This window comes from Armatimonadota bacterium (assembly GCA_020354555.1).
In the GTDB taxonomy this organism is placed as follows: domain Bacteria; phylum Armatimonadota; class Hebobacteria.
In genome coordinates, this window is record CP070648.1 from 1,459,886 (window position 1) to 1,467,123 (window position 7,238).

Sequence of the window (7,238 nt, forward strand, 5' to 3'; positions counted from 1 at the left end):
AGCGTAGTCGCGCGCGTCATCCCACACGATGCGGTCGCCGTGGATCGCAGGGAACTGCTGCGCGTCCGCCGCGGTGCAAATCGCCGTCTCGGTGCTCGTCAGTACGTCATACATGTAGATGTCGGTGCTGACGCCGCCGCGCATGTCGCGCCACACGATGTGCTCCCCCCAGATCGCCGGGTACTCCTGATCGCTCGTGGCGGTGCATATCGCTGTCTCCGTGCTCGTCGCCAGGTCGTACATGTAGATGTCGTCATCGCCGCCACGGTTGTCTTCCCACACGATCCGATCACCCCAGAGATCAGGATTCTCCTGAGCTGCCGTGTTCGTGCAGATCGCCGTCTCGGTCGAGGTCGCGAGGTCGTACATGTAGATGTCGGAACTGGTGCTGCCAGCAGTGCGGTAGTCCGTCCACACGATGCGGTCCCCGTGGATCGCGAGGTCGCTCTGCTGGTTCGTGGCGGTGCAGATCGCGGTCTCCGTCGAGGTCGCCAGGTCGTACATGTAGATGTCCCAGTCGCCGCTGCGATAGTCCATCCACACGATGCGGTCGCCGAAGATCCCGGGCCCATATTGGTTGCCCGTGGCGGTGCAAATCGCGGTCTCGGTGGCGGTCGCAAGGTCGTACATGTAGATATCCCAGTTGCTACTCCCGTTGCGGTCGTCCTGCCACACGACGCGGTCGCCGTGGATCGCCGGGTAGTTCTGGGTGGCCGTATCGGTGCAGATTGGACTCTCGAGTCCGGTGTGCAGGTCCTTCAGGTAAATGTCGTCGTTGCCGTTGCGGTCGTCCTGCCACACGATGCGGCTGCCGTGGATGTCCGCATAATGCTGACTGTCCGGGATCACGCAGATCGCGCGCTCCGTACCCGCCCACACCGGCGGCGCGAGCCCAGCGATCAGCGCGACGGCAATGACAGAATAGATCAGGGGAAAGAAGACCCGTATCATAGCCCTGCCTCCTTGTGGCGTCACGGTCGGTAACACCCGCCGCCAGAGACAGGGCCGTGCGCTGAGCTTGTCTAGCCCCGAGGCACATCAACAGCCCGGCGCCCCTCCCCAGCGGGCGCTCCGAGCCGAAGACTGGTTTTGGCGAGATAGTTCAATACTTCCCTATGTCGCTCCTCTTGCTTCCCGGGTCTTTTGTAGCCTTCCTGTCACAAGTGGGTGCGCGGCGAGGCCTGGGGCTCCAGGCGCTTGCGTGGCCGATGCGAGGCACGTGTCACGCCCGAGGGTTGGTATTCTGCGCAGACTCGCCGCTCTAGGGCCGAAACAGCGACGGCCATCAGGTGGGTAGTCGCGGGAGCAAGCGCCGAGTGGCTCTGGGAGGGCCGGTTCGGCGCCATCCCGACGGGATGCCTCGCTGGCGGAAGCGCTGCGGGTCGAGTTGACCCGTGCGCGCTGTGCGACTAGTATGATCTGGCAACAGCGGGGGATCCGGACACCGCGACCGGCGGGCTCCGCTGGACACGCGTCGGGACAGGCGGATGAGTGGTCGAGACTTGCGTTGGCTGACGTCGCAGATCGAAGGCGCGCAGGCATATCACCGTGGGCGCGTTGATGCACTGTACGCAGGGCGCCCGCCGCGCGAGGTCATCGCCATCGCGGGCCGGACGTTCGGGCGGTCGCACGGGCTGTCCGGGAACAACGACCTCGACATGCTGAGAGAACCGGACGCATGGCTCGATGATGTGCTGTCCGACATGGCCGCGCATGCGGAGGAGGCCGCGGATCCGGTCACGTTCAGGCCGCTCGTGATCGAAGTGGATCCCATCGGGGTCCACTTCATTGATGCGCTGTTCGGGGCGCGGACGTACTTCCGCGAGGGGCAGGCATGGGCGGACGAGTTGGATTGCGACCCAGCGGAACTCTCGATGCCCGATCTCGCGCGCTGCGGCGTGCTGCACCGGTCGCTCGAGCTGGCGCGGCGCGCAGTGGCGGTATCGCGAGGCCGCCTATGCATCGCGACCCCTGTTTTCAGTTGTCCCATCAATATTGGGATCAACCTCTTCGGGCAGCGCGTGCTGGAGGCGCTGGTCGAGCGCCCCGCGGCGGCACGGCAAGCGCTTGGGGTCATTTCGGATGTGATCGGCGAGTGCGTGCGCGCGTTTGCGGCAATCATCCCGGACGAGATTCGGCGCAACTCCGTCGCGGCGACGCGCTACGCGCCCGGCGGCTTCGGGCAGATTGACGGGTGCGCGACGCAATTGGTGTCGCGAGAGCACTACCAGGAGTTCTTCGCGCCGCTGGACGGCGCGATTCTTGCCGCGTGGCCACACGGCGGGATGATCCACCTCTGCGGCGCGCACGCGCATCACATACCGGCGTGGCGGGAGATGCGAGAAGTGCGCTCGGTACAGTTGAACGACCGCGCGACTGAGGATGTGGGGCTGTATTTCGACCGCCTGCGATCCGATCAAATCCTGTACGTCACGCCGACGGGATCAGGCCCCGTGGAGCGGATTGTGGAGGTCACCGGCGGCGAACGGCTAATTCTCCAATGCGAACTGCCGCAGCCTGTGCTCGCAAGCAAACCGTGAAGCGTTGGCATGGGCGTCCGCTCGGTGCGGCAGATAGCTCCGTCTCGGAGGTGAAGGCATGATATCAGTCCAAGGACGACGTCTATTCGGGGCGATGTTGGGCGGTGTCGCGCTCGCCGCCTGTGCGTGGGCGGCGCCGATTGAGAAGAAGATCGTCGAGTTCGGGTGGGACGTCCCGGACACCGCGTACCTGCGCGAGCATGTGCGCGACATGGAGCGCCTGCCGTTCAACGGCGTCGTGCTGCGGATGTACGGCACGCGCGACGGCGATAAGGTGGACGGCTACACCGTATTTCGCCGGGAGGCGTGGCAGCGCGATTGGTTTGCCCAGTGCGCGGAGGATTTGCGCGCCACGGACTTCCGCACGTTCACGGACAACTTCATCTTGATGTGGACGACGCCGGGGACGCCGGATTGGTTCAGCGACGACGACTGGCGCGCGGTATGCAACAACATCGGGATCCTCGCCTGGGTCGCGAGAGAGGGCGGGGTGAAAGGCATCTGCTTCGACCCGGAGCCGTACGGCGAACACACTCCGTGGGCTTACGAGGAGCAGCCGCGCGCCGGCGAGTACACCTTCGACCAGTATCGCGCGCAGGCGCGCAAGCGCGGCGCGGAGTTCATGCGCGCCATCGCGTCGGAGTACCCCGACATCACGATCCTCATGCTCTTCGGCGGGAGTATCGTGGGCGGGGCGCTGGCGCAAGCCGATCCCGTCGAGGAGTTGGCAACGGAGGGCTATGGCCTATTGCCGTTCTTCATTGACGGGATGCTCGATGCTCTCCCCGACGACGCGCTGATCGTTGACGGCTGCGAACCGGGCTATTACATGGAGGAGCGCGTCGCGTTTCTCGAGGCATACCGCCGGATGAAGCAGCAGGTGCTCGCGGTGATTTCGCCCGAGAATTGGGACAAGTACCAGACGCAAGTCCTCGCGGGCTTCGGGCTGTATCCGGACCGCGCCTGGCGCGACGCCGGCTGGGGCTGGCATGTGGACGATCCGTCGCGGAATTATTACACGCCCGAGGAGTTCAAGGAGAACCTGACCAACGCGGTGGATGTCGCCGACCGCTACGTGTGGGTGTACACCGAGGCGCTGAACTGGTGGACGGGAAAGGACGTGCCGCCGGGATACGAGGAGGCGATTCGGGAGGTGCAGCAGGAGCCGTGGCGGCTGCGTCTTGCCGGGCTCGTCGCACGGCATCAGGCGCCCGCCGAGTTGCTCGTGACGTACGTTCCCCTGGAATGGACGTTCCGCAAGGACGACGAGGGGCACGGCGCGGCGGAGGGGTGGCACAAGCTGGACTACGACGATTCATCGTGGGAGACCGTGCGCACCGACAGCCAGTGGTGCAACCAAGAGGCATACCAGGACATGATCGGCAACGGCTGGGGGCGCGTGTGGTTCGACGTCCCGGCGAGCGCGGCAGGGAAGCGGCTGTATCTCATCGTCGGCGCGCTCGACGAATACGGCGACATCTATGTGAATGGCGCACTCGTGCACGAGCGGCGGCCGACGGTGCCCAGCGGTTGGCGGCTGCCGTTCATAGTCGAGGTGACGGACGCGATGCATCCGGGCGAGCGCAATCTGCTCGCGGTGCACGCGATGGCGGAGACAACGCTGGGCGGCGTGTGGAAGCCCTCGGCGGTGCTGGCGGATGTGTTAGCTGAGGTTGATTGAGGCGATGGGCGCCAGATCCTGGCAGGAGACCACGGGTATGAGCAGCGATTCACAACTCGCGTTGTTCGGCGGCCCGCGGGCGGTGCAGACCGATCCGGGGGATATCTTCACCTGGCCGATCATCACAAGTGAGGACGAGGATGCGGTGCTCGACGTGCTCCGCCGTGGGGCGATGTCCGGGGCAGATGTCACGGAGCAGTTCGAGCGGGAGTTCGCTGAATGGCAGGGGATGACATACGCCCTCGGCTTCAACAACGGCACGTCCGCGCTGCACGGCGCGATGTTCGGCTGCAAGATCGGCGTCGGGGATGAGATCATCTGCCCGAGCCTGACCTACTGGGCGTCGGCGGCACCGTGCTTCTCCCTGGGCGCGACGGTCGTGTTCGCCGAAGTTGACCCGGACACGCTGGGCATTGACCCCAACGATATCGAGCATCGGATCACCGAGCGCACCAAAGCGATCATGGTCGTGCATTACGTCGGCCATCCGGCGGATATGGATCCGATCATGGACATCGCGCGGCGGCACGGTGTGAAGGTGATCGAGGACGTGTCGCACGCGCAAGGCGCGTTGTACAAAGGCCGGAAAGTCGGCACCTTCGGTGATGTGTCCGCGATGTCGCTGATGAGCGGGAAATCGCTGGCGACCGGCGAGGCGGGGATCATGGTCACCAACGACCTGGAGATCCACGAGCGCGCGATCGCCTTCGGGTTCTACGAACGCTTCCGGGGCGACATCAGGACCGAGGAACTGCGGCAGTTCATGGAGCTGCCGCTGGGCGGGTACAAGTACCGCGTGCATCAGCTCAGCTCAGCGGTGGGCCGCGTGCAACTCAAGCACTATGACGAGCGCTGCGCGGAGATTCAGAAGGCGATGAATCACTTCTGGGATGTGCTCGACGGCGTGCCCGGGATCCGTGCGCATCGTCCGCCCAAGGACTCCCGTTCGACGATGGGCGGGTGGTACGCGGCGCGCGGGCTGTACCGGCCGCAGGAACTGGAGGGGCTTTCGATAACGCGGTTCACCGAGGCGGTGCGAGCGGAGGGCTGCGGCTGCTCGCCGGGGTGCAACATCCCGCTGCACCTGCATCCCCTATTCAACACCTGCGACGTGTACGGCCATGGCAAGCCGACGCGAATCGCGCACTCCGAGCGCGACCTGCGCCAGCCGCCGGGAAGCCTGCCGGTGACCGAGAGCATCGGGCGGCGGACGTTCAGCATTCCGTGGTTCAAGCATTACCGCTCCCGAATCATCGAGGAGCACGCGAACGCGTTCCGCAAGGCGGCGGCGAACTACGCGGCGTTGCTCGCGGCAGACCCGGGGGATCCGTCGGACCTGGGTGGCTGGCATTTCTTCCGGCACACGTGACGGTCGGAGGGAACGGAGCGCGCCCGGCGGGCAAGCGGACTGACGACGGGAGTACTCGATGGCGCGTGGAGAGGAGGAGCCTGCCTTATGTCTGAAGGCGATTGCGTCGAGACCTCGAACACTCTGCACTGCCCGCAGTGCAAGCGGGAGTACCGCGCGGCGGCGACCGAGTGCTCGGACTGCCACGGAGCCCTTGTGCCCGGCACAGTCCCCGCGCCGGCGTCCGATGCGACGGTGCACGGGAGCGGCGAGCGGCGCCAACGAGTCAGTGTCACCGGGCTGATCATTGGCGGCCTGATGATCCTGTTCTCGTTCGCCGCCGATTCCCCAACCAACTTCATGCAGTTCGTCTCGGGCGTGGCGCTGATCGTGCGCTCGTGCTTCCCGCCGATGGGGTTTCTGCGGGGATTCGCCGTGTGGGTCGGCGGGGCATTCGTCGGAATGGCCTTGGCTTATGTCCCTGCAGTCTGGTCACCGTCACCGTTTCGCGGCATAGCGGTGACCGAGGCGGTCATAAGCATCGTGTTCGGCACTGTGCTCCTGATCGCCGGATTCACGAAGCCGCGCGAGAGAAAACGCCAGTCCGAGGGATAACAGGACGGCGATCAAGGGTTATGCGCATGCCTCGCAAGAAGCCGCAACTCACAGTTGTTGAGATCCTGGTCATCCTGGCGATTCTCGGCATCCTGGTGGCCATGCTGGCGCCTGCGGTGCACCGGGCGCGCGTGACGGCCACAGGCCAGACGACGGCGGTGCAGACGGAGCCGACGGAGAAATCGAAGCAGGTCGACGACTTCTTTCTGCGCCCGTAACGCCCAACCCGATCAGCGTGCCTGCGAGGCCGGTGGCTGATCTGTTGCTCATCGCTTCGGTGCAGGGCATAAGCCTTGGCCGCCAGGCCACGGCGGTGCTGATTCCGTTGAAGGCCGAACGGTGAAGCAGGGCTCGACTGTGGGACGGCGAAGCTAGGCTCGACCGGGGCCGAAAGGGGGATGACGATGGCTGCGTGTTCGGAGTGCGGTTACCTGCTTGAGACGGGGGAGACGACGTGCCCGAGGTGCGGAGCCGGACAGACGCGGGCCCAAGCACAACCCAAGTCGGAGGCGGAGCCGGAGCTGGAGTCCGGGGCCCCGTCCGAAGAGCGTCGGGGGCCGTATCGCTTGATCGGAGCCGGCGCGTTCGCCGCGGTTGCGATCGGCATCTTGATTCTCGTGGTGGTCAACGCGCTGTCGGGTCCGCGGCGCACGATGCCGAGGCCGCGGGTGCAGCGGGCAACCACCCCTGCGCCTCCTGCCGGTGATCGCGGCGCCGTCGCGGCGGAAGCAACGCCGCCAACCGGTGCTGCGTCGGTGTCCGTCCCGCAGGCCCTGGCGGCCTCCGTTCCGTACATGACCCCCGGCCAACCGGTGGCGCCGGCCGCAGAAGCCCCAGCTCTTGGAGAGGAAATCCCGCTCGAGGCAGCGACCGAGCCTGCGGAGGCGGCGGCGGAAACGCCGCCACAGGCCGCAGTCGAGCCAACGGAGATCGCCGTTCCCGCGTGGCTGCTGAGCCCGAATCAAGCCGAAGCCGCTGTGCCGGCTTCGCCGGCGGAGCCGACGGTGCCCGCGATGCCTTCACCCCCGCAGCCCGCGCGCCAGCCTTCCGCTCC

7 protein-coding genes are annotated in these 7,238 nt (G+C 66.0%); 6 read left to right on the forward strand and 1 reads right to left on the reverse strand.

Annotated features, from left to right (window positions below; translation table 11 throughout):
• Positions 1-951, reverse strand: a 951-nt coding sequence (locus JSV65_05900) for a hypothetical protein (protein ID UCH35885.1), incomplete at its 3' end; no start/stop codon positions are given.
• A 536-nt stretch (positions 952-1,487) separates the two neighbouring features.
• Between JSV65_05900 and JSV65_05905 the strand changes: the two genes are divergently transcribed.
• The 6 genes from JSV65_05905 to JSV65_05930 form a co-directional block, all read left to right on the forward strand.
• The gene (locus JSV65_05905; protein UCH35886.1) at positions 1,488-2,540 is read left to right on the forward strand and encodes a hypothetical protein; all 1,053 of its coding nucleotides are present in this window, start codon (positions 1,488-1,490) and stop codon (positions 2,538-2,540) included.
• 58 nt (positions 2,541-2,598) lie between these two features.
• Positions 2,599-4,221: a hypothetical protein gene (locus JSV65_05910; protein ID UCH35887.1), complete on the forward strand. Its 1,623-nt coding sequence runs from the start codon at positions 2,599-2,601 to the stop codon at positions 4,219-4,221.
• 37 nt (positions 4,222-4,258) lie between these two features.
• Positions 4,259-5,590: a DegT/DnrJ/EryC1/StrS family aminotransferase gene (locus JSV65_05915; GenBank protein UCH35888.1), complete on the forward strand. Its 1,332-nt coding sequence runs from the start codon at positions 4,259-4,261 to the stop codon at positions 5,588-5,590.
• Positions 5,591-5,677: 87 nt separating this feature from the next.
• Positions 5,678-6,184 carry a hypothetical protein gene (locus JSV65_05920; protein ID UCH35889.1) on the forward strand — a complete coding sequence of 169 codons (507 nt, stop codon included), beginning with the start codon at positions 5,678-5,680 and terminating at the stop codon, positions 6,182-6,184.
• 26 nt (positions 6,185-6,210) lie between these two features.
• The gene (locus JSV65_05925; protein UCH35890.1) at positions 6,211-6,402 is read left to right on the forward strand and encodes a hypothetical protein; all 192 of its coding nucleotides are present in this window, start codon (positions 6,211-6,213) and stop codon (positions 6,400-6,402) included.
• Between the two features lie 348 nt (positions 6,403-6,750).
• Positions 6,751-7,238, forward strand: a 488-nt coding sequence (locus JSV65_05930; protein UCH35891.1) for a hypothetical protein, incomplete at its 3' end; no start/stop codon positions are given.

Coding starts and splice junctions, on each gene's coding strand:
- JSV65_05920 (UCH35889.1), top strand. CDS start 5,678: ATGTCTGAAGGCGATTGCGTCGAGACCTCGAACACTCTGCACTGCCCG.
- JSV65_05925 (UCH35890.1), top strand. CDS start 6,211: ATGCCTCGCAAGAAGCCGCAACTCACAGTTGTTGAGATCCTGGTCATC.
- JSV65_05905 (UCH35886.1), top strand. CDS start 1,488: ATGAGTGGTCGAGACTTGCGTTGGCTGACGTCGCAGATCGAAGGCGCG.
- JSV65_05915 (UCH35888.1), top strand. CDS start 4,259: ATGAGCAGCGATTCACAACTCGCGTTGTTCGGCGGCCCGCGGGCGGTG.
- JSV65_05910 (UCH35887.1), top strand. CDS start 2,599: ATGATATCAGTCCAAGGACGACGTCTATTCGGGGCGATGTTGGGCGGT.